Source organism: Desulfobacula sp., assembly GCF_030145145.1.
Taxonomy (GTDB): Bacteria; Desulfobacterota; Desulfobacteria; order Desulfobacterales; family Desulfobacteraceae; genus Desulfobacula.
The window spans coordinates 86,062-108,060 of the sequence record NZ_JAQYWD010000015.1 but is presented as its reverse complement, the minus strand read 5'-3'; the positions used below and the strand labels follow the sequence as shown (position 1 = coordinate 108,060).

The following is a 21,999-nucleotide window of genomic DNA, read 5'->3' as shown; positions in this document are numbered from 1 at the left end:
GTGCATCCTTATGTGTGTGAAAATTGAAGGGTGATTTTATGGTTTAAAAAATAATCCCCCATAATTAAAAATATCAATAATGTTCCGTTCACAATCTCAACTGTCGCTGCCGGCAGTCCCAGTGATATCTGAATGGCATCACCGCCCACCAGAATCCCGGCAAAAAAGATCCCTGAAATAATGGTGAACAGCGGATTTAATTTGGCCAGCCATGCCACAATGATGGCGGTGAATCCATATCCCGATGAGACCGACGCCGGATACCCGAGATAGTGATGAATGCCGGCCACCTCGCCCACGCCGGCTAAACCGGCAAGTCCACCGCTGATGGCCATGAGAATCAGGCTGGTTTTTAAAAAATTGATCCCGGCATATTTTCCCGCGTCCGGGTTTTCACCCACCACCCTTGCTTCATATCCGAAGCGCGTTTTATAAATGACCACACACAAGACAATAGCACACAGGATGGCCAGGATCAATGTGGCATAGTGAATCCGGGAGCCTGGAATCAGGCCTAAAATGGCAGAATCCGGCAGATTATTGGTTCCGGGAAATCCGAACCGGGTTTTCCCTTTCCAGGGCCCGACAATGAGCATGGTTAACAATTCAGCACAGATATAATTGAGCATTAACGTGGAAATAACTTCGTTAATCGAATATTTTATTTTTAAGATGGCGGGAATAATTCCCCATAATCCCCCACCGATAAAACCTGCCAGAAAAATTAAAGGGACAATAAAATACGGTGGCAGCAGTTCTCCAAAGGTGAGCCCCACCCAGGTCGCAAAAATTGCGCCCATTAACAATTGACCTTCAGCACCAATGTTCCAGAATTTGGCCCGGAACGCAAGGGTCAGGCCCGCGCCGATGAGTATCAGGGGAATGGCTTTGGTCAGGGTTTCCTTGAACCCGTATATTGATCCGAACGATCCTGAAAATATTTCAGAAATGGCATGCAGGGGATTAACCCCCGCCATCAGAAAAATAATACTGATAACCCCTAACCCGGCAACGAGAGAAAGGATAATGGTCATAAAGGATCTGAAAGCTGTGATATTGTATCGGTCTGTTGTTTTTATGGTTATCATTGGTTTTATCCCACTGGATCAGATTCTTTTTGAACCGGCCATCATCAGACCGATATCCGAAAACCGCTCATCATCGGAATCAAGAATGGCCATAAATTCACCTTGAAAAATAACGGCCACCCGGTCACAAAGTTCAAATATTTCTTCAAGATCTTCGGAAAACAAGAGGACACTGCTTCCCTGTTTCCGGAGGTGCAGGAGATGTTTTCTCAAGAATTCGGTTGCCCCCACATCCAGTCCATACGTCGGGTGGGAGGCCACAAGCAGCTGGGGCTGCTCGCTGATTTCTCTGCCCAGGATGAGTTTTTGAATGTTCCCGCCGGAAAGGTTCCGGATCTGGTTGTTGATGGAATGGGTGGACACCTTGAATCGATCCACAATGGTGTTTGTATGATGTTTAACCTGGCTGTAATTCAGGAAATATCGCTTGGAAAATTTTTTCAAGTGATGTTGTTTTAAAATGGCATTGTCGTATAAGAAGAGACCCGGGGCAATGCCGAATCGGATCCGTTCTTCCGGTACATGGGAAACACCGTTATCATAAATGTGTCTGGGGGATGTGTTGGTGATATCCTTGCCATTGATGGTGACCTTACCCGATGCGATGGGCCGGATGCCGGTGATGGCTTCAGCCAGCTCGCGCTGGCCGTTTCCGGAAACCCCTGCAATACCGAAAATTTCATTTTTAAACAGGTCAAATGAAATATTTTTGACCACCTGAAATCCTTTTTCTCCAAAGACATTAAGGTTTTCAATGCTCAGGACTCGTTCGCCCCGGGTCAGTCGTTCCCTGTTGATATTAAAGACCACATCCCGGCCCACCATCATCCGTGCAAGGGCTTTTTTGTCAGTGTTCCGGGTGTCTGCACTGCCCGCAATTTTCCCCTTTTGAAGCACCACCACCCGGTCACAGATGTCCATGATTTCATCCAGCTTGTGGGAGATGAAAATGATCATGTGACCTTTGGCTTTCATTTCCCGCATGATGGCGATCAATTCTTTTATTTCCAGGGGGGTGAGGACGGATGTGGGTTCATCAAGGATCAGAAGGTCTGCCCCGTTTAAAAGGGCTTTGATAATTTCCACCCGCTGCTGTTCCCCGGCAGACAGCTGCCACACCTTTTTTTCCGTATCCATGTGAAAATCAAATTGTTTGGAAAATTGCTCGACTTTTTTTCTGATACTTATTTTGGGAAAAAAAAAGGGCGTGTCTTTATACCCCAGGGCAATATTTTCAATGACAGAATGGTTCTGGATGAGCATGAAATGTTGATGCACCATGCCAATGCCATGGGTGATGGATTCAACCGGATTGTTGATGCGGATGGGGTTGCCGTTGATTTTAATCTGGCCGGAATCGGGCTGATAAAGTCCGTACAGGATATTCATCAAGGTGGTTTTTCCGGCACCGTTTTCACCTAAAAGCCCCAGAATTTCACCGGATTCAACCACAAGATTAATATCTTGATTGGCATGGATGCCGTGAAATGATTTTGAGATGGCGTTCATTTCAAGGCGTTGGATTTTTTTCATAAGGCTCTTTTGATAAAAGCCGGGAAAATCTGTCCCGGCTTTTATCAGACTGACTGATAATTATTTGGGGAGGGTTCCTTCAACATTGTCCACATAATACATGATGCTGATCAAATCATCTTTTGATGCGGTTTCACCGGCTTTTATTTTTAAATTGCCCTGATTGTCAAAGATGGGTCCGGTATACGGATCAAAGACATCAACCCCCTGTTTCATCTGGGCATAGCGTTTGAGGACAAGATCATAGGCAGAGATTTTACCGAATTCCTTTGAATTGATCATGGCATTTTTCAACTCACCCACAAACTTGGGATTGATGATATCGGTTTCACTGCCGCCAAGGATGGCTGCGTTTTCTTTGGCCAGCCACCACAGATCCGCATTGGTCCAGGTGTTGTTATGAATGTCTTCCAGGATTTTGGCATACATGCCGCCCCAGTTCATGAGCTGTCCTGACACAACCGAATCAACCCCATACGGCTGCATGGCAGAATAGTGGCTGAACGTATAAATCTGTTTGCCTTTTTCAGCATGGCTCTGGCCGACTTCAATGACAGCCGGTGTATCTTCGGTAAAGGCAAGGGCATCACACCCTTCTGCAATCAAGGCTTCTGCTGCTTCTTTGGCTTTGTCCGGTCCATACCAGGCATAGATCCATTTTACATGGAGTTTGGCCGCAGGGTTTGCCGCCTTGATACCCATGGCATAGGCATTAATATGACGGACCAGTTCCGGGATGGGGAATGCCGCCACATAGCCGATTTTATCGGTCTTGGTCAATGCGCCGGCCATGAGTCCGTTCAGGTAATACATCTGGTAAAGATCACCAAAATACGTTCCCACATTATCGGATCGCTTGAATCCTGAACAATGCATGAACAGTTTGTCCGGATATCGGGTGCCGGCTGCAACAGTATCGTCCATGTAACCGAAACTGGTGGTGAACACCACATCACATTTTTGCTGCTGGATCAGTCGGTCAATAATCCTTGAACTGTCTGATTCTGCAACAGATTCCACAAAAATGGTTTCAAGCCAGGGGAATTTTTTTTCGGCATATTGCCGACCCAGATCATGGGCGTGGGACCATCCATAATCCCCCACAGGACCCACATAAATAAAGCCGGCTTTTAACGGTTTGTCGCTGGAAAAGACAGTGGTTGAAAACCCGATAAAAAATATAGAACAAATGAATATGCCGATCACCCATTTTTTCATTGCTGGACTCCTTTGATAAGTTGATTAAAATTTTAAGGATAATACGATATTTAGGGGCTTCCAGTCAACAATAATGATGGGTGAAATCTCAGCGGATTTTTTTCGACTGGCGGGCTGTTTTCTGAAATTAAATTATATAGCTATAAAGTAGCATTTTTCTATCGACAGAACCGATAAAATATGTTTGAATGAAATCGGTTTAAACGAGTAACGTATTTTTACTAGGGTATAATGAGTGATATACAAAGCATATTAAAACGATCCGCTGTTTTTGGCGGGCTTGACAATAGTGATATCGAACAGTTGGAAACTTTTTTCGATCAACGGGAAGTTTCTTCTGGTGATATCCTCGCAAGCAAAGGAGCCAGTTATGAGTATTGATTCGCATATTCTTAAGCCACTCAAATTTTTTGCGGATTTTAAACAACATGAGTTGGAAACGTGGGCATCAGCGCTTAAATCCAGAAGTGTCGAGGCCGGTGAGGTCCTCATTGAAAAAGGAACTCCGGCACTCACTTTCTTCATTATCATCTCCGGAACTTATGAGGTCGCTTTCGAAGAAGGTCGTTCGATGACTTGTGAGCGGACGGGTGAAATTATGGGCTGGTCTACAGTTATCTCTCCATTCCACTATATCGGAACCATTACAGCCAAAGAAGACGGTGAGGTGCTGGAAATATCAAGCAGGGATTTTGTTGAGCTGATCCAGAGAGACAATGCGCTTGGTGAAAAAATAATGAAAAAAATTAACAAAATAGCCTCAAAAACAAGAGCTATAGCCACAGGATCACAATAAATGAGAAAGGAGAATAAAATTGTACGGATTAGAAGCCATAAATGCTTATAATGGTTGGGCAATGGCCATTACCGGCCCGCTGATAGTAATCTCGGGATTAGCTATCCTGTCCATTATCATCTCGCAACTGCATAAGATAATAGCCATTTTTGACAAAAAGCCTAAAGAGACCCCTTAAAAAAAAATAGAAAAGACCTCAGAACCCATCGTCAAGAGCAAGGATGAAATATTTGTTCCCCATGTATGACCAAACAATATTTCGGAAACAGCCAAAATCTATCAGAAGCTTATTGACGAGCTTGAGCAACCGTTTGAGTTGAGCGATTTTTTAAAGTTATGAACGCCGGCCGAATAAGACTTAGGCGTTGTGAATAATTTTCAAATGAAACAGATATAATAATTAGGAAAAGAACAATGGAACTGCTTCTCCAGTTTTTATCGAATACCGGATTTTATCTTGCAGATTATCGACAAATTATTATGCTGGCCATCGGCATTTTATTTGTTTACCTGGCCATTGCCAAACAGTATGAACCCCTCCTGTTACTGCCTATTGGTTTTGGTATTCTGGTAGGTAATATCCCATTTTTCAAAGGCTTCGGGCTGGGAATCTATGAGCAAAACAGTGTCCTGCACTATCTTTACTTCGGGGTTACCACCGGCCTCTATCCATCCATCGTTTTTCTTGGGCTCGGGGCGATGACAGATTTTTCCTCACTGCTGGCAAGGCCCAAACTCATGCTTTTAGGTGCTGCCGCTCAGACCGGCATCTGGGCAACGCTGCTGAGTGCGATGGCGTTAGGGTTCATGCCGAAAGAGGCGGCCTCTATCGCTATGATTGGCGGCGCTGACGGACCCACCTCAATTTTTTTAACCGCCAAGCTGGCACCTCACCTGATCGGTCCAATCGCCATAGCAGCCTACTCATATATGGCACTGATCCCCCTTATTCAGCCACCGATCATGCGACTATTGACTAGCCGCGAGGAACGGCTTATCCGTATGTCCGATTCTCGAACGGTATCCAAAAAAGAGCTAGTGGTCTTTCCAGTGGTCGGCTTGTTACTTTGCTGTTTTCTGGCTCCGGCTTCCATTCCGCTGCTGGGCACCTTTTTCTTCGGTAACATCATGAAAGAGTCGGGTGTGGTTGATCGCCTGGCCAAAACTGCGAGCAATGCGATCGTTGATACGGCGACAATCTTTTTAGGTTTAACTGTTGGTGCTTCAACCCAGGGTGATATCTTTCTTACCCCCAAATCAGTCGGTATTTTTGCGCTGGGTGCCCTTGCATTCAGCATTGCCACAGCATCAGGCGTTATTTTTGCCAAGATCATGAACTTCTTTATGAAAGATAAGATCAATCCGCTGCTTGGGGCTGCCGGTGTTTCAGCAGTACCCGGTTCAGCACGTGAAGTTCATCTGGTGGCCCTTAAGGAAGACCCGACTAATTTCCTGCTGATGCATGCAATGGCCTGTAACTCTTCAGGCGTCATCGGATCTGCTGTTTGCGCCGGTATCCTGTGGAGCTTTATGATGTAAGGATTAGATGGCGGGTTTGACGGGACACTCAAAGGCCAAACAGATTTCTTATGAATGTTATGCCATGGCACCCAGTGTGTCCGGCGTTATCGGGTCCGCTATTGCAGCGGGTGTTTTATGGAGTTTGATGCTTTGATTCAGCTTTAACATTTTTTGATCGGTTTGGTCCGGAATTTTAACGGGTGTAAAAAGAAGTTGTTTTTACACCCGTTTTCTTCAGGTCAATATAGGAGTGCAAAATGGTGTCAAAAGAGCGTAAACAAATCTTGATATCAAAGGAAGAGGCTGTTTTCTGGATGGATAAAAACGGCACCTGGCATAACGAACACGGTAAATTCGAACATCCCAGAATTATAAAATATTTTAATGCCAGCATACGAAAAGATGAAAACGGGTATTATGTTCACCAGGTGACCGATGATCATGAAGAAAAAGTGTATTTCCCTTATGAAGATACCGCACTTTTCGTTATTGATATAAAAGAAAAAGACGACATTCTGCTGACACTAAATAACAATGAGACCCTTAAACTTGACGGGGAGCAGCTGTTTGTCCGGGACGATAACCTTTACCTTCAAACCCCTGAACATACGGTTAAATTCGGTTCACGAGCGCTTTTGAAGATGTCAAAGTTTATGCAGGAAAAAGACGGCCAATTGTCCTTGATCATCAACGGCAGGTGCTATCCTGTTCAATAGACCCCTGCCGTATGGCCGATGACAGCTGACGGCGCAGTTTTGGTCTTGTTTCAGGCGGTTCCCCGCCGTATCGTATCCACAATAAACGGGGTACACCGAATGGCGATGCTCTGTTTTTTGACCCAGATACGGACCATGGAAACCGATTCGCCTTTCAAGTTGGTGATGCTGGGAAGGTCTTCTGCAAAGGCAATGTCTTTCACCCTGAATTCATAGTAAAAGGTATTGTCCGTAAACGGGTCGGCAATTAAAATCACCCTGAATTTTTCATAGGGATGCTTTCGCGGGGAACCTGAAAATGGGATATGGTCGGTTTTATCCAGATTTCCGGGTTTGCCGTAGGTCTGGAGTTCAAATTTTTCTTTCAGCTCAAGAAAATTAATAATGGACATGAAGGATCTCCTTACTCTAACATTTGAAATTCAATGGGTGTAAGTATATCAAAAAAAAAAGAAAAAAATAATGGAAGATAAAAATATTTTACCATGGGCCGACTTATCTGAGCGTTTCTAAAAGCACTTCATAGGCATTGTTCAGCTCAACAAATTTGTCATGGGACCCGCCGGTATCGGGGTGGACCTGTCTGGCAAACCCTCGGTACAGTTTTGTCAAGTGTTGCCGTGTCATGGTTGCCAATTCGGTTTTGTTAATATTAAATATATTACAGGCATTTAGCGTGGTAATGGATTTTTCATGCCGGGGCGTAAAAAAACGATGCCGGGCCATGAAGTCCCGGGCAAAATCATCCAGCAGGGTCGTGTTTGCATACTGGTGATCAAAAAACATGACGATATACCGGATCATATGGTCATCCAGGTGGGTCTCTTTGTTGAAAAGTTCTTTGTTGAGACGGCAGATTTCCCTGAGAAAAAATTCATCCACCTTTTCCTGATCCAGGGCATGGGGCATTTTTTTGGCCATAAATCCTGAAAAAAACCGGTGAAGATCAAAAACGGTATACACATAAGATTTTAATTCATGGGCCTTTAAAGTAAACTCCTGTTTGAAAAAGCAGTGTTCAATTTCATCCCTGGATCGAAGATCATGATCCTTAAAAAGCGTTGCCGGCATGTTTTCAACAGGCCCCTGATCCATGGTCCCGAATTTTAAATAATGGGTTCTTCGTTTATCAAACGTATGGATACGGGCAGCAAGGGCTTCTTTTTCTTTGGCAGTCAGTTTTTGGGAAAAGGTTTTAAAGGAGCGGTTTCTGAAGGTTTCAACGGCCCTTTTGATATCCGGTTTGATCCAGGGCCAGAAAAGATCCTCAAGTTCATCCGTATCATAATCCACAGCCTTTTCAGCGACAGCAGCCTCCATTTGTTCGTCAAGATAAAAGGCATTGCCGCCGGGGTAGTGAATGAACGCAGAAGGGTCCGTTCCCAGATCAAACACGTCCTGGAATGTCAACTCATCCTCAATGATGCAGGATTCTCTTAACAGGTAGTGTGGCCGACCTTTGTCTTTTATATATGCCATATACATGATAAAAGAATAAGGCATCATCCGTGGTCTGTACAGGGTAAAATAAATTTTGTCCGGCCTTGACAAGGGGATGTTCCCTATCATATGGCAGTATCAGGATGAACCGGCGCCAATTGTATAAATGAATGGTCATTGTTCTTTATTTGATCTATGATAAAAAATTTTCAGGCTCAACTTTCGGATGTTAGCTTTAATGAACGGGGTCAGGCTTTTTTTATTGTGCTTTTTATCATTATTTCATAACCTATTGGGTAAAAAGTGCCATAAGGAAAGCCTGACCCCATGTAAAAATGGCCAACTCGAAAGTTGAGTTTCAGGCAAGCGAAAGATACCCACTAGATGATTCCCGATATACTGAAAACCGGTAAACCCATTGATATCAAGAATCGGCAGCAGGCCGCCGAATTTGTAGTGAATGTCGGGTTGTTTTTTAATGCCATCCTTGCCGTAGTGAAAGTTCTGGCCGGTATCCTGGGTCACAGCCAGGGGCTTCTGGCCGATGGTATCAATTCGGTATCCGATGTTGTTTATTTTATTGTGGTGAAAATTTTTGTGCGGTTATCGGGCAAGCCGGCGGATTCTGAGCACCCTTACGGTCACCATCAGCTTGAGAGTATTGCCGCTCTGGTTGTTGGTGCCTTCGTGATCACCACCGGGATCGCCATTTTCTGGGATAGTGTCAACGTGGCATTTGAATTGTTTGTGGGATCGGGTCTGCAGCCGAAAGTACCATTGTTTGCACTGGTTGTGGCATTGGTGACGATTGTGGCCAAGGTCTTTCTCATGCTGCATGCCAACCGGATTAGTCAAAAAACCAAAAATCTGGCCATTACTGCGTTGGCAAGGGATCATCGAAATGATATCTTCGCTTCAACAGGGGCTGGTGCAGGTATTTTTTTCAGCATGATGGGAATCGCCTGGCTTGACCCGGTTGCCGGTGCCATTGTGGCTGTGATCGTTGCCAAAACAGGGTTGGACATTCTTCGGGAAGCGTCTTCGGATCTGATGGACAACGTTCCCAGCAAGGCGGTGGCCGATCAAATCCATGACCTTCTCCATGGCGTGGGAGCCATCGAAGCCATCAATGATATCCATGCCCATCGGTTCGGCCCCTACCTGGTCGTAAATTTGACCATTTGCATTGATGGCAATTTGACGGTAACGGAGGGAAACGAAATTGCTGACACGGTAGAGCAGACGCTTCTTTCGGGCATTGAGATGCTTCGCAAAGTTTACGTACATTACCATCCGGCAGGTATGGACCAATGCAAAGCAGGCCCGGAAAATTAAACAAATGCCGGGCCTCTGGTTGCCAGGGAATGCTGCATACCAGATCTTCAGCCTTATTTTCGATAGGACAGAGTGGTTAATTTGATCAGGTTGTATGCCCGGGTTCCCAGTCCGATTGTCTGGGCATACTCCAGTTGATGCTCCCAGTCAACAGACGGGTAAAGACCTTTGAATTTGTCCTCACCCGGATTGAGGTTTGTTTTAAGAACGGTTCCCGGTAATGCTTTCTGCTGATTGACCAGATCGGCGCTTGCCTGGTCTATGGCAACCGGATCGGTTGATGCCAGAACCCCTACATTATTGACAATGGGTGACTCGTTGTAAGACACGCAATCGCATTTCGGGGAAATATCCGTTATAAAGTTGATGAAAAACGCTTTGTTTGCTTTGTTTTTGAGTGCACCGGAGGCGTGTTCTATCATTTTTTCCAGGAAAACCGGCACTGTCTGGTTCCAGTTGATGTTCACAGATTTGGTGGGGCACCTGACAATGCATTCGGCACACCCGATACATTTTTTAGCGTCAAGATAGGCTTTCTTGTCTTCAATGTGAATGGCCCCGGAAGGACAGTGCTTTTCACACTCACCGCAGCCAATACAGGTTTTTCTTTTGATTTTGGGGCTCACATTGGAATGCTGGTTGAGTTTTCCTCTTCTGGATGCACAGCCCATGCCCAGGTTTTTCAGCGCACCACCAAACCCTGCCAGATCATGGCCTTTAAAATGGGCCACGGAAATCAGTGCATCTGCATCCATAATTTCGGAACCGATATAAACATGATCACAGTTTTTCTGGTTAATGGTAACTTTTATTTCGCTCTTTCCCCTCAGCCCGTCTGCAATAATGATGGGTGTGGCATCCATGGCGGAATAAGAGAATCCGTTTTCAATGGCTGTATGCATATGGGATACCGCGTCTGACCGTGTCCCCACATAAAGGGTGTTGGCATCGGTGAGAAAGGGCCTGACCTTGAATTCTTTGAGGGTCTGTATGATTTTCCGGATAAATACCGGTCGGATATAGGCGGTATTGCCCTGTTCACCAAAATGGATTTTTACGCCGGTCAGGTCGTTATCCGTCAAGATATCTCCGATACCGGCTGTTTTGATGAGTCGTGATAGTTTCTGGAGAAGATTTTCCTTTGAGGTGGCCTCTAAATCCATAAAAAATACATCGGCAGTCATTATTTTCTCCTGACAGTATTGATGAGCATGGTTACATATTCAATACGTTAATTTGTTGGAAATTACAATACTCAACTTATGCCTGGGGTCAGGGCGTATCTTTTCCGTGCAAAAACAAAAATATCTTTGGTAATAGAGCCATCCTGTTCCGGATACCCCTCCACTAAAAGTTCCACCGTTTCAACAGAATTTGCTGCGAGCAGCCCCTTTATCCGATCTCTGGGAAAATAATTGAAAAATATTTTTTCATCAGAAAAACTGGTTGTTTCAAGTCCGGGGGATTTCCCTTCCATGAAACTGATGTAAAGGCTTCCGTTTGGTTTGAGCATTTTTGACAGGGTTTGAATGAGGACCGTCGTCTCTTGATCAGACAAATGAACAATACAAAAAGAAGCAATAACCGCATCATATTCTTTGTCGGGAATGATGTCTCGAATATCCTGAATCGAAAAATTACATCCGGGAACGTTTTGCCTGGCAATGGTGATCATTTCAACGGATAAATCTATGCCGGTTATGGTGTAATGGTTATCGATGCCCATTAAAAATTTGGCGGTATTGCCTGGACCGCACCCAACATCCAAAATAGAGGCATGTTCGGGTAAATACCGCTGTTGAAAACGGCTCAATTTTTCCTGGTAAGATTTAAATGCCATAAATTTGTCAGCATATTTGTCAGCATTTTTGTTGTAGGCCGCCAGGGTAATGCCGGTATGGTCGGTTTTCATGTGAACACCCATTTAATATAAGGGATCGAAAGTCCCTGGTGTTAAAAGATAATTTTAAGCTGCTGAAAGCCCGGTCGTCCGCCGGGAGATATGATAAGCATGGAAATGGATATTTTCCAGACTTAAATTCAAGGCCATCCAAAAATTATCCCGCCCATTACCGCTAAAGCCCGAAAGTATTCCCTTGTTAATACGGGGTGGAGTGGTGGATTTTACAAAACGAGAATGTCAGCATTTTTTACAAGATGCAAAAAGATCGGTTCTATAAAGCCGTTGTTTTACCGGCTCCATCCGGCCACAGGCGGTGACATTCCCTCCAGACCTCTATTGGTGCCAGTGTTTGTTCATGGCATGAATTTTGTAATTGAAGTTGTGTAATAATGAGTTTAATCCGTCAATAAGAGGGGATGCTGATATAGCACAGGAGAATATTATGGCTACCGTCAATTTATCAAAATTATTTAACCCTGAATCCATTGCAGTGATCGGGGCAAGTGAAAGAAAAGGCAGTGTGGGAGAATCCATTATTCGAAATATTATTTTCAATGATTTTAAAGGGGATGTTTTTCCGGTGAACCCGAATCATAGAGATATTTTGGGAATTCAGGCAATTTCCAGTGTGGCAAAGATTCCCAAAAAAACGGATATGGCGATTATCGCAACCCCCATAAAAAGTGTTCCGGAAATTGTTGCGGCCTGTGCTGAAAAAGAAATGGGCGGGGTGGTCATTATTTCAGCCGGGGGTAAAGAGACGGGTAAAGCGGGCCGGCAAATTGAGGCCGATATAAAGAAAGCAGCCGAAAATTCAGGCATGAGAATTATCGGGCCGAACTGTGTGGGCATTATCAATACCGAACGAAGATTGAATGCCAGTTTCATGCCCCAGTTTCCGCTTTCCGGGAAAACGGCATTCCTGTCCCAGAGCGGCGCGGTTTGTTCTTCAGTCCTGGATCTTGCCATGCGGGAAAATGTTGGTTTCAGCCATTTTGTCAGCCTGGGGTCACTACTGGATGTTGATTTTGCCGATATGATTGATTACCTGGGATCTTTAAGACAGGTGGAGAGCATTGTCATGTATATGGAAAACATTCCCAATATCCGAAATTTCATGAGCGCTGCAAGAGCGGTGTCCAGGATAAAACCCATTATTGCCCTCAAGTCGGGACGTTCAAAAGCCGGTGCCCGGGCTGCTGCCTCTCATACTGGGGCCATGGCCGGGGTTGACGCGGTGTATGATGCGGCTTTCAAGCGGGCTGGCATCCTGCGGGTTAACGATTTTGAGGAATTGTTTGACTGTACGGAATTCTTGTCCAAGCAGCCCCGGCCGAAAGGGGGGCGGCTGGCCATTATCACCAATGCGGGGGGGCCCGGTGTCATGGCGGCGGATACCCTTGCATCCCATGGCCTGGAACCGGCAGAATTGAGCGATGAGACCCTTCAGAAGCTGGACACGCAGTTGATGAAGGAATGGAGTCGTGCAAATCCCATTGACCTTTTGGGCGATTCATCACCCGAACATTATATCCGGGCAGTGGATATTTGCAGTACCGCCCCGGAAGTTGACGGATTGTTGTTGATCTGTTCTCCTGTGGGGACGTATGATTCAAAGGCCCTGGCCAAACCCCTGGCGCAGTTTTTAAAAACGGTGCGATGCCCTGTTTTCACCGCCTGGATCGGGGGGAGCAATATTGATAAATCCAGGACCCTTTTTAATCAGTCCGGTGTGGTTACCTATGATTCGCCGGAAAGGGCTGTTAAGGCATTTGCCAATCTGCATCAATATGGGCAAAATTTGGAGATGCTGCATGAAATTCCAGTGAGAAAGGATATCAATCTTAAAATTGACCAGCAGGTTGCCCGGGAAATTATAGAAACGGCATTGACGGCAAACCAGACCGTATTGATGGAAATGGAGGCCAAAAAGTTGCTCAGCTCCTATGGTATTCCCGTAAACCAGACTGACATCGCTCAGACCGCCCAACAAGCAGTTCAATTGGCGGAAAAGATGGGCTTCCCGGTGGTCTTAAAAATTTGTTCAAAAGACATTTTACACAAATCAGATGCCGGAGGGGTTTTTCTGAATCTTTTTACACCGGAGCAGGTTGAAGCGGCATTCGTTCAAATTATGAAAAAAGCAGTGGAGGCGTTTCCCGCCGCAGCGATTGACGGTGTTTCCATTCAGCCCATGGCGCCTATGCCGGATTATGAATTGATTTTTGGCGCCAAAACGGATGAGGCCTTTGGCCCTGTTCTTCTGTTTGGTATGGGGGGGGTCATGACGGAAATCTGCAATGATACTGCCCTGGCGTTACCACCGTTAAATCATTCCCTTGCCGGGAAAATCATCCGGGAAACAAAAATATTCAAGGCCATCAAAGGGTTTAGAAATTTTCAGCAAATGGATCTGACGACTCTGGAAGAGATCATGATACGACTGGGCAGACTGGTAACGGATTTTCCTGAAATTGAGGAACTGGATATCAATCCCATGCAGGTCCGAAAAGGAGAAATTATGGGCGTTGATGCCCGGGTGTTGATCAGGAAAACGGCAGTTGTTTCACCGGCTCACCTGATTATCAGTCCCTATCCATCATGGCAGGAGATGCGCTGCAAAACAACGGATAATGATCCGTTTCTGATCCGGCCCATTCGTCCGGATGATGCGAATCAAATGATTGATTTCTTTTCCCAGTTATCTCCTGAAACAATTTATTTAAGATATTTTTCTCCCATCAAGCAGTTGTCAAAACAAATGCTGATTAAATTTACCCAGGTGGATTATGATCGTGAAGTGGCCTTGATTGCCATTGTAAATTCCATGGGAGATCAAAAAATGGTTGGTGTGGCCCGGGTTATTTTTCTACCGGACGGAGAAACCGGTGAATTTGCCATTGTCCTGGCAGATCACTGGCAGGGGAAAGGGATCGGTGCCGCTTTGCTTCTACCGTGTTTGCGCTTTTCGAAACAGCAGGGGCTTAAACGGGTGATGGGACTGGTGTTGTCTGAAAATATCCAGATGACAAAGCTTGGCAAGAAACTGGGTTTCCGTATGAAAAGAGATCCGGACTCCTATGACATTGAATTGGAAATTGATCTTGAGCAGATCGATTTTTCCTCGGATATGTATCATTGACAAATTCTTTGGTGAAGGCGCGAATCCGTGAGGGGGAACGGCTATAATTTTTTTTTATTTGTTTGACATCCTAAATAATAATGATTAATTGATCGGGGTGATATGGAAAGGGGGAATGATCAATTTTAAAAAAATGAAAGAGAAACATTATGGGCGGTTTTTTCGGTTGTACGTCTAAAAAAGCATGTAATAAAGCACTTTTTTACGGGACAGATTATCTGTCACATCTGGGAACGAAACGCGGTGGGTTGGCAACGGTGGATCAAAAAGAATTTCAACGGACAATCCACAGCCTTGAAAATGCGTATTTCAGATCAAAATTCGAGGCGGATATTGATAAATTGACCGGAAATATGGGGATCGGTGCTATCAGCGATACCGATTCCCAGCCAATTATCATTCATTCTCATCTTGGAAAATTTGCCGTTGTCACTGTGGGGCGCATTGCAAATCTTGACGACCTCGTCCAAAAAGCATTTTCACAGAATATCCATTTTGCTGAAACAAGCCAGGGAGAGATCAACCCCACAGAGCTTGTGGCCATTTTGATCAGTCAGAAAGGCTCTTTTGCGGAAGGCATTGCCAATGCTCAGTCACAGATCAAAGGGTCCTGTTCAATGTTGATTTTAACGGATTCAGAGATCTATGCCGCCAGGGACCGGCTGGGCCGAACCCCTGTTGTGATCGGAAAAGGCGAGGATGCCTATGCTGCGAGTTCGGAATCCAGTGCATTTTCAAATCTTGGCTTTGAAGTCGAACACTACCTGGGTCCCAATGAAATTATGCGGATCACACCCGACGGTATGGAACAGATCCAGCCGCCGGGCACGGCCATGCAGATCTGTTCATTTCTATGGGTGTATTACGGATATCCGGCCTCCTCCTATGAAGGGATCAATACGGAAAAAGTCCGATATAACTGCGGGGCTGCCCTGGCAAAAAGAGAAACCGAAACAGTGGATCTGGTGGCAGGTATTCCGGATTCCGGCATTGGACACGCCATTGGTTTTGCCAATGCAAGCCGGATTCCCTACATGCGACCCTATGTTAAATATACACCAACCTGGCCCAGAAGTTTCATGCCCCAGAATCAGGGGATGAGAGATCTTGTGGCCCGTATGAAGTTGATTCCCATCAGGGAAATTATCCAAGGGAAACGGATCATCTTTTGTGATGATTCCGTTGTAAGGGGGACACAGTTAGAGGACAATACCCAGATTTTATATGATTATGGGGCAAAGGAAGTGCATATGAGAATTGCCTGCCCAAGCCTTATCCATCCGTGTGAGTTTCTGAATTTTTCAACCTCTCGTTCTACCCTTGATCTAGCCGGCAGAAAGGCCATTTACGAGCTTGAAGGAACCGAAGATACGGATCTGACGGACTATGCCATGGATGGATCAAAAAAACATTCGGCCATGATCGGTAAAATTACAGACCGGTTAAGGTTGACCAGCATCCGCTTCCAGCGACTGGATGACCTGGTGAAGGGCATCGGTCTGCCCAAAAACAGACTTTGTACCCATTGCTGGGATGGATCCGGATATTTTTAAACCAGCGATCCGTCGTCACCGCCTCAGCAATTCTCATTTTAGCATTTTCTTGAACGGGTCAGGCTTGTTTTATTGGAGGCTGAATCTTTTATCAGGCTCCATGCTTTTTATCAAAAATCGGTTCTTGAAGAGGCTAAAAGCGCAATAAAGCAAGCCTGACCCTAGCCTTATGTTTCATATTTAGAATTGCTGCATAATGAGAATTGCTGTTACCGCCTGGGACTGATTGACAAATTTATCGAAAATATGCTATGATTTCATCATTTTAAACCAAGGGTTGACTTGACTTCAGCGACCGGAACAAGGATACAAGACGGTGATTAGCATCAGCACGGATACCATCAGCACAAACCAAAAAAATGATGACAATGAGGATACCCTGGCAGCCATACGCCGGTGTATTCCTCTTCTGGAAAAGATTGCGGATCACTCTGAGCTCCTGGCGCACCTTCCGGAACCCCAACGGATCGCGCTGATCACGGCCGCCGGGAAAATATCCCGGCCGGACCGGCGGGAAATAAAAAAACGGAATAAGGATAAAAAACAGCAGAAGCACCTGGCCATTATCAACAAAGAACGTCGACTGCGGGCGGGCACTGGGATACGGAAAGCCCGGGAAACCGATGTGTTTACCCCTCCCCGGCAGATTGCCCTTGACAAGGGCCGAATCAATGCCCCCGACACGTCCCAGCGGCTGGAAACACCCCGAAATTGCTATGTGTGCAAAACAAAGTTTACACGGCTGCATCATTTTTATGATGCCATGTGCCCGGACTGTGCAGACCTCAATTATCAGAAACGTTTCCAGACGGCATCCTTAAAAGGGCAGGTGGCCGTGATCACCGGTTCACGGCTCAAAATCGGATACCAGGCCACCCTGATGATGCTCAAGGCTGGTGCCCGGGTGGTTGCCACCACCCGGTTTCCCAAGGACTCGGCCTTACGGTTCGCCCGGGAACCTGATTTTTCCGACTGGGGCCACCGGCTCCAGATCTATGGCCTGGATCTTCGTCACACCCCCAGTGTGGAACTGTTTTGCGATACGATCAAGGCGACGTATCAGCGCCTGGATATTCTCATCAACAATGCCGCCCAGACCGTCCGGCGGCCCCCTGGATTTTATGCCCACCTCATGGAAAATGAAACACGGGATGTGATGTCCTTACCCAAAGATGCCCAGACCCTTCTGGGCCAGTACCAGACCTGTCTGGACCAACTGGAATCCGGACAGGCCCAGAATCTGGGTGGAGAAAAGGCCCTGCCCGTCACCTGGAACGGCACGGCCCCGGGTGTGGGGTTGCGCCTGTCGGCCCAGCTGTCCCAGATTCCCTATTCCTATGATCATTCCCTGGATGTGCCCACCGTCTTTCCCGCAGAAAAACTGGATGCAGACCTCCAGCAGGTGGATCTTCGGAAAACCAATTCCTGGCGGCTGCGGCTGGGGGACATCCAGACGTCGGAAATGCTGGAGATCCAGCTGGTCAATTCCGTGGCCCCGTTTGTGCTGTGCAACCGACTGATTGATTTGATGAAACAACAGGATACCGGGCAAAAACATATTGTCAATGTCTCGGCCATGGAGGGCAAGTTCCTGCGGTTTAAAAAAGGCAGCCGCCACCCCCATACCAATATGGCCAAGGCCGCTTTGAACATGCTCACCCACACGGCGGCCAGTGATCTTGCCAAATACGGGATTTTCATGAATGCCGTGGATACGGGCTGGGTAACGGATGAGGATCCTGCGGTTCTGGCACAGCTCAAACAGGATCGCCATGATTTCCAGCCGCCCCTGGATATTGTGGACGGCGCAGCAAGGATCTGTGATCCGTTTTTCCATGGTATCCTGACGGGAAAACATTGGTGCGGAAAATTCTTAAAGGATTATTTTCCCATCGACTGGTAAGGGCCTCGGAAATAAATAATCACTCCATCTTGCCTGTCTTTCAGCTGGTCTTCTGCGTTGCATCAAAGCGCACATATTTCACTGCTGCACAGCGGTCAGTGGTCGAATTTTTTGGAGAACTCCCGGGAATTGATGCACTTGAACATTTCCTGTTTTTCAATTTCAAAATAGGCTTGAAGGTCTTTTTTCCGTGAGAGGTTCACCAGTTTTTTCAAGCCCGCAATGGTGCCGGCAGGGGGGGCGGCAAACTTGCGGGCGATGTCCAGGGCTGCCGCATCCAGATCTGCTGCCGGCACAACCCGGTCCACGAGACCGATTTCCAGGGCCCTTTGGGCATCAATATCCCGGTTCAATAAAAGGGTTTCCCAGGCGTTTCCGGTCCCCATCATTCGTGAAAGAAAATAGGGCCCGCCGCCCACCGGGATCAAGCCCAGGTCCAGATAGGGATTGCAGAACATGGTGTTGTCCGCAGCAATCCGGTAGTCACAGGCGAGGCTGACATTGAGGAACAGGGAGATCACGTTGCCCTGGCAGGCATGGATGACAATCCGATCCAGACCGATGATCCCCAGGACAACCTGGCTTGTGACGTTGAACAGCCGGTGAAAATCAAACCGATCGCTGGCCTGGCTTTTTTCCATAAAGAACCGGGTATAGGCCTCGCAACCGGTGTCCCGGAAATCTGAATTGAGCAGGATGGCCTTTGCTTCAGGGGTTTTCAACACCTGGCTTGCAAAATCGGAAATCATATCCCGTTTGGAAAGATTTATCAGATGTTCCAGAAGATTTTCCTTGAACCGAATATGGAGCACCTCCTCTTCCAGGCAGGCTGAAAAAAAACCGAAATCTCCTTCAGGACATGTATTTTCCATTTTGAACCTCCCTCAAACGATTAAGTCTTGATGGTTCATTTAGCCTACTTTTGATTGTTTTTGTCAAGACGGTTTTTTGCCGCCGAATTTTTGTTCAAATGCACACGCCACTATCTGGGCGGCTTCAAATGCCCCATGGAAATGATCCTGGTTGATCACCAGATCAAATTCATCCACAAGGGCTTCTTTTTTATTATAAACAGATTTAAAAAAATCATGCTGTTCACTATCAATTGTTTTTAATTGTTTTTCCGCCTTTGACTTGCCTATTTTTAACATTTTTGCCAGCCGATCCACGCGGTATGCCTTGCTGCAAACCAATCGCACCGCCAAAACAGTGTTCCGGGGCAGGATCAGATGGGTTCCGCGACCCACAAAAATGGTGGGTTCGGTATTGGCCAGGGCGGTGACCGTCTTGACCAATTGCCGGGCATAATCACTTTTTATAAAGGTTTTTTGACTGGTGAGCATGGAGAACAATTCACTCATTTTGCCGGGATACCGTTCATCGTAAAATTCAATGATTTTTTGGGTCAGCTGGGTCTCTTTGGCCATATGTTCCAGAATTTCTCTGTCAATCACCCGATACTGAAGACTGTCAGCCAAAAGATCGGCGATTTCCAACGCTCCCACTCCGATTTTTCGTGAAAAACAAATACTCGGGTACACCATGGGAGGGAGTCCTTCCTGTTGCTTATCTGCCTGGTCCTTGCTCCATTTTTTGATATTCGCATCTGTCCAGGCCGAAGCGCTCAATCTTTTTTTCCCATAATATCCGGGTTTGTAAATGGTTTTTTCTGACGTCTGATTCATGGTTATTCCCTCCTCATAGGCATTAATTTTTATGCTGATGTCAATAACAACCCGCACTTACGTTTTGTAAATCATAAGAGCAATAACAATACCAACATGAACAGATGCGGTGGTTTAATTGAGTGAATCCCGGATAGCCCCGGGACGCTTGCTTTGAGGGAAGAGCGGGTGAAAAAAAAGGGGTATGATGAGAAAACTGTTCAGGGGGAAGGGTCAGGTTGCTTAACATGCTGGAAAGCAACCTGACAACCAGGCGAGGGGTTTGGCCGGTTTATGCCATGGTTTGTAATAGTCTGAAGAGGGTTCTTCTGGCCAGGATGTCCCCTGAAATCACCCCCACGACCGTGTCTTCTTCAACAATAGGCATTGCCGATATTTCATAGATTTCCAGTTTCCGGATGCAGTCCAGAATGGTGGCATCCGGGTGGCTGGTAATGACATCTGCGGTCATTATTTTGGTCAATGGAGAATCCATGGGCAGCTTTAATGCCAGGGCATTGGTCATATCCCAGTTGGTTACAATGCCAATGAGTTTGCCTTTTTCAGATACGACATTAACAATGGCGACATGGGCGTCCACCAGTAACCGGGCGGCATCGGTGATGCTTTTATCCACACCGATGGTGGGGGCTTCTTCCATGATATCCCGGGCTGTCCGTGATTTTTCCACAGCGGCAATCCGCTGAACACTGATGCGTTCCGCCATCTCACAAGGCAGGCGGTCTGTATCTTTGCAAAGGCCGTCAATGAGTTCTTGCATATTTCTCCGGATGACGGTTTCAAGCTTTTTAACGGCGGCTTCTCTGCGAAGCTCGGCAAGGCTTTCAAAGTCATCCCGGTTCTTTCCAAGCCAGCCTTCAATGGCTGTGGGATTTCCCAAAATAGCCCTGGGAATCAGCAGGTGATCCGGTGTCGGGATCATCCGTTCGTGGGCCGCATAAATGACCCCGCCCGAGTTTACCAGGTAATCGGTTGCGATCAGGACGCCTTTATCCCGGTATACATGACGTTCCATTCTTCTGCGGGCTGCTTTCCTTGTGGGGTTCGGCGAATAGGTGTTTGCCCCTTCAACAATGATCTGCCAGTTTCCCATCCGGTCCAATGTCATGGAGGGATTTGTGGCGGGGTCCAGGTCCAGATAATTAAAAACAGGTGAGGCTGGAATCAGGCAGAATGCAGATTCGGTTAACAGGTTGTCACACGCATTGGAAAAGACGGTATGGGTTGCGTCAGGAAGCGGTTTGTGCAGGATGTGATCATGGAAATATGCCTGGGTAACGATACCCATTGCTTTCCACATGTCAAACAACTGCTTCCAGGGCAGGCCATTGGCATTTAAAAGGTAGCCGTTTTCATCGCTGATTCCCTTGATGATGGGTGCAGCCTGGGGATTATATTCATGAAAAATTCTGGCCACATTGGCCCCCACAGCACCAAATCCCTGGATGAGAATATCCATTTCAGAGGGCTTGGGAATGACCATGTCTTTAAACTGGGGAAGCTGCTTTAATTTCGGCAGATGTTCGAGCAGGGCTTTTGTCGCCACGACAATGCCATTGGCAGCACCCCCCAGTTCATCAATTCTATTGCCGCCCATATCAGCTGGCTTTGAGACGACATTGTTCAAGCCGTTTTCAATGGCAAAGGTTTTCATATCAGCGTCATTGGTTCCCACATCCGGACCCGGGATATAGATGTCCTTGTATCGTCTTAAGAGTTGGCCAAACCCCTTGATGACATCTTTCCTGTCTGTTTCACAGAGTTTTTCCGGCCGGATAATACCGGATTTTCCACCGCCAAAAGGCAGGTCTGCAGCTGCATTTTTAAGGGTCATGCCCCTTGCCAGGTTATGGATAGTGTCCGGGGTGATATCCGGCAGCATCCGTGTACCCCCCATGGAGGGCTGTCCCATGGCAAGGTTGTCCACCACCAGAAATCCACCAATTTCCAGTGGGCTGTCGTCATTCCACATACAGGTGACCAGTCTGGGGCCCAGGCGGTCTACTTTAATCCCCAGGCGTTGAAGACGGTCAACATCCAGGGGGCCGAATTCAAGAAATCTCAATGGACCCTTCTTGATCAGGCGGTTCTGCCAGACACTGTCAGGCAGGGCTTCGTGCAGAAACTGATTCATTCTTGACGGAATCATATTGTTATCCTTTGACA

At 46.6% G+C, this 21,999-nt stretch carries 20 protein-coding genes; 10 read left to right on the top strand and 10 right to left on the bottom strand.

The window, feature by feature from the left end; genetic code table 11:
* Positions 1 to 8: 8 nt before the first annotated feature.
* Genes Q1Q15_RS10475 through Q1Q15_RS10465 form a run of 3 tightly spaced genes read right to left on the bottom strand, consistent with a single transcriptional unit; the run spans position 9 to position 3,839 of the window.
* On the bottom strand, positions 9 to 1,088 hold the full coding sequence (locus Q1Q15_RS10475; RefSeq protein ID WP_300459325.1) for an ABC transporter permease: 1,080 nt from the start codon (positions 1,086 to 1,088) through the stop codon (positions 9 to 11).
* Between the two features lie 18 nt (positions 1,089 to 1,106).
* A complete protein-coding gene (locus tag Q1Q15_RS10470; protein WP_300459322.1) occupies positions 1,107 to 2,621 on the bottom strand; it encodes an ABC transporter ATP-binding protein in 1,515 nt (504 codons plus the stop codon).
* 60 nt (positions 2,622 to 2,681) lie between these two features.
* Entirely contained in the window at positions 2,682 to 3,839 is a 1,158-nt protein-coding gene (locus Q1Q15_RS10465) for a BMP family ABC transporter substrate-binding protein (protein WP_300459320.1), read from the bottom strand.
* A 231-nt stretch (positions 3,840 to 4,070) separates the two neighbouring features.
* Between Q1Q15_RS10465 and Q1Q15_RS10460 the strand changes: the two genes are divergently transcribed.
* The 6 genes from Q1Q15_RS10460 to Q1Q15_RS10435 all read left to right on the top strand — a co-directional run bounded on the left by Q1Q15_RS10460 (position 4,071) and on the right by Q1Q15_RS10435 (position 6,872).
* Complete coding sequence (locus Q1Q15_RS10460; protein ID WP_300459318.1) at positions 4,071 to 4,220, top strand: hypothetical protein; 150 nt, start codon at positions 4,071 to 4,073, stop codon at positions 4,218 to 4,220.
* Positions 4,210 to 4,635, top strand: a complete 426-nt coding sequence (locus Q1Q15_RS10455; protein ID WP_300459317.1) for a cyclic nucleotide-binding domain-containing protein — start codon at positions 4,210 to 4,212, stop codon at positions 4,633 to 4,635. The genes Q1Q15_RS10460 and Q1Q15_RS10455 overlap by 11 nt, the downstream gene beginning before the upstream one ends.
* A gap of 19 nt (positions 4,636 to 4,654) precedes the next feature.
* Positions 4,655 to 4,813, top strand: a complete 159-nt coding sequence (locus tag Q1Q15_RS10450; RefSeq protein ID WP_300459313.1) for an OadG family protein — start codon at positions 4,655 to 4,657, stop codon at positions 4,811 to 4,813.
* A gap of 236 nt (positions 4,814 to 5,049) precedes the next feature.
* Positions 5,050 to 6,174: a sodium ion-translocating decarboxylase subunit beta gene (locus tag Q1Q15_RS10445; protein WP_300459310.1), complete on the top strand. Its 1,125-nt coding sequence runs from the start codon at positions 5,050 to 5,052 to the stop codon at positions 6,172 to 6,174.
* Between the two features lie 7 nt (positions 6,175 to 6,181).
* Positions 6,182 to 6,310: a hypothetical protein gene (locus Q1Q15_RS10440; RefSeq protein ID WP_300459308.1), complete on the top strand. Its 129-nt coding sequence runs from the start codon at positions 6,182 to 6,184 to the stop codon at positions 6,308 to 6,310.
* A gap of 103 nt (positions 6,311 to 6,413) precedes the next feature.
* Positions 6,414 to 6,872: an MFS transporter permease gene (locus tag Q1Q15_RS10435; protein ID WP_300459306.1), complete on the top strand. Its 459-nt coding sequence runs from the start codon at positions 6,414 to 6,416 to the stop codon at positions 6,870 to 6,872.
* A gap of 50 nt (positions 6,873 to 6,922) precedes the next feature.
* On the opposite strand, the gene Q1Q15_RS10430 is transcribed toward Q1Q15_RS10435, so the two are convergent.
* Complete coding sequence (locus Q1Q15_RS10430; RefSeq protein ID WP_300459303.1) at positions 6,923 to 7,264, bottom strand: inorganic pyrophosphatase Ppa; 342 nt, start codon at positions 7,262 to 7,264, stop codon at positions 6,923 to 6,925.
* A gap of 103 nt (positions 7,265 to 7,367) precedes the next feature.
* Positions 7,368 to 8,441, bottom strand: coding sequence for a J domain-containing protein (locus tag Q1Q15_RS10425; protein ID WP_300459301.1), 1,074 nt, complete (start codon positions 8,439 to 8,441; stop codon positions 7,368 to 7,370).
* Between the two features lie 255 nt (positions 8,442 to 8,696).
* Here Q1Q15_RS10425 and Q1Q15_RS10420 point away from each other — a divergent pair, with 255 nt between their 5' ends.
* Positions 8,697 to 9,647 carry a cation diffusion facilitator family transporter gene (locus tag Q1Q15_RS10420; protein ID WP_300459298.1) on the top strand — a complete coding sequence of 317 codons (951 nt, stop codon included), beginning with the start codon at positions 8,697 to 8,699 and terminating at the stop codon, positions 9,645 to 9,647.
* 53 nt (positions 9,648 to 9,700) lie between these two features.
* Here Q1Q15_RS10420 and Q1Q15_RS10415 read toward each other — a convergent pair whose 3' ends face one another.
* Both Q1Q15_RS10415 and Q1Q15_RS10410 read right to left on the bottom strand, forming a co-directional pair.
* On the bottom strand, positions 9,701 to 10,831 hold the full coding sequence (locus Q1Q15_RS10415) for a DUF362 domain-containing protein (RefSeq protein WP_300459296.1): 1,131 nt from the start codon (positions 10,829 to 10,831) through the stop codon (positions 9,701 to 9,703).
* A gap of 71 nt (positions 10,832 to 10,902) precedes the next feature.
* Positions 10,903 to 11,559: a class I SAM-dependent methyltransferase gene (locus Q1Q15_RS10410; protein ID WP_300459293.1), complete on the bottom strand. Its 657-nt coding sequence runs from the start codon at positions 11,557 to 11,559 to the stop codon at positions 10,903 to 10,905.
* A gap of 433 nt (positions 11,560 to 11,992) precedes the next feature.
* Here Q1Q15_RS10410 and Q1Q15_RS10405 point away from each other — a divergent pair, with 433 nt between their 5' ends.
* From Q1Q15_RS10405 to Q1Q15_RS10395, 3 genes are all read left to right on the top strand, one after another.
* A complete protein-coding gene (locus Q1Q15_RS10405) occupies positions 11,993 to 14,692 on the top strand; it encodes a bifunctional acetate--CoA ligase family protein/GNAT family N-acetyltransferase (RefSeq protein WP_300459290.1) in 2,700 nt (899 codons plus the stop codon).
* A 149-nt stretch (positions 14,693 to 14,841) separates the two neighbouring features.
* On the top strand, positions 14,842 to 16,245 hold the full coding sequence (locus tag Q1Q15_RS10400; protein WP_300459288.1) for an amidophosphoribosyltransferase: 1,404 nt from the start codon (positions 14,842 to 14,844) through the stop codon (positions 16,243 to 16,245).
* Between the two features lie 316 nt (positions 16,246 to 16,561).
* Positions 16,562 to 18,148, top strand: a complete 1,587-nt coding sequence (locus Q1Q15_RS10395) for an SDR family oxidoreductase (protein ID WP_300459285.1) — start codon at positions 16,562 to 16,564, stop codon at positions 18,146 to 18,148.
* 95 nt (positions 18,149 to 18,243) lie between these two features.
* On the opposite strand, the gene Q1Q15_RS10390 is transcribed toward Q1Q15_RS10395, so the two are convergent.
* The 3 genes from Q1Q15_RS10390 to Q1Q15_RS10380 form a co-directional block, all read right to left on the bottom strand.
* The gene (locus Q1Q15_RS10390) at positions 18,244 to 19,020 is read right to left on the bottom strand and encodes an enoyl-CoA hydratase/isomerase family protein (RefSeq protein WP_300459283.1); all 777 of its coding nucleotides are present in this window, start codon (positions 19,018 to 19,020) and stop codon (positions 18,244 to 18,246) included.
* A 63-nt stretch (positions 19,021 to 19,083) separates the two neighbouring features.
* The gene (locus tag Q1Q15_RS10385; protein ID WP_300459280.1) at positions 19,084 to 19,833 is read right to left on the bottom strand and encodes a cytidylate kinase-like family protein; all 750 of its coding nucleotides are present in this window, start codon (positions 19,831 to 19,833) and stop codon (positions 19,084 to 19,086) included.
* Between the two features lie 271 nt (positions 19,834 to 20,104).
* Positions 20,105 to 21,982 (bottom strand): Glu/Leu/Phe/Val dehydrogenase dimerization domain-containing protein, encoded by a 1,878-nt coding sequence (locus tag Q1Q15_RS10380; RefSeq protein ID WP_300459277.1) that lies wholly within the window; start codon positions 21,980 to 21,982, stop codon positions 20,105 to 20,107.
* Positions 21,983 to 21,999: the final 17 nt, after the last annotated feature.